This is a genomic window from Pseudomonas sp. GM79, from assembly GCF_000282495.1.
Classification (GTDB): Bacteria; Pseudomonadota; Gammaproteobacteria; order Pseudomonadales; family Pseudomonadaceae; genus Aquipseudomonas.
The window spans coordinates 1-633 of record NZ_AKJE01000070.1 but is presented as its reverse complement, the minus strand read 5'-3'; the positions used below and the strand labels follow the sequence as shown (position 1 = coordinate 633).

Genomic DNA, 633 nt, shown 5'->3' with positions numbered 1-633 from the left:
GATCGGACTTGGCCAGTTCTTCACCTACGAAGGTGGAAATACCCGCATCGTGAGCAGCCGCAACCGCTTCAACGGCCGCCGAACCACCTTCAGCTGCAACCGGGTCGAAACCGGTGGCACGCACGGTGATCACTTTGACCGCAGCGTTGGACTGTACGGTAGCGATGGCGTTACCGGCGTAGATCGGGCGCTTGAAGGTGTCGTCGCTTTCGACCGAGGTGATCTCGGAGATCTGGTCAGCGTCCAGCTGAGCGGCAACGCGTGGCAGGATGTTTTTGCCGTTGGAGGTAGCCGAGGCCAGCACATGGCTGTAAATCGTGCGCTGCTCGATAACCAGACCTGCTACTAACGGGGCAACGTTTTCCGGCAGTTGATACGCGTAGGCAGCGTTGTCGGCCACCAACACTTTCGCCACGCCAGCGATTTTCGCGGCGGCTTCAGCTACGGACCCTACGAAGGCGCCAGCCACCAGCACATGGATATCACCACCGATCTTGGCGGCAGCCGCCACAGTGTTCAGCGTGGCCGGGGCCAGCACTTTGTTGTCCTGCGCGTCTTTGGAATAGTCAGCAATCACCAGGATCGTCATTCAGATCACCTTCGCTTCGTTCTTCAGTTTCTCGACCAGTTCAG

1 pseudogene is annotated in these 633 nt (G+C 58.9%); it reads right to left on the bottom strand.

Annotated elements, in window-relative coordinates:
• A pseudogene (locus PMI36_RS11040) lies at nucleotides 1–589 on the bottom strand (electron transfer flavoprotein subunit alpha/FixB family protein); the annotation flags it as partial.
• Nucleotides 590–633: the final 44 nt, after the last annotated feature.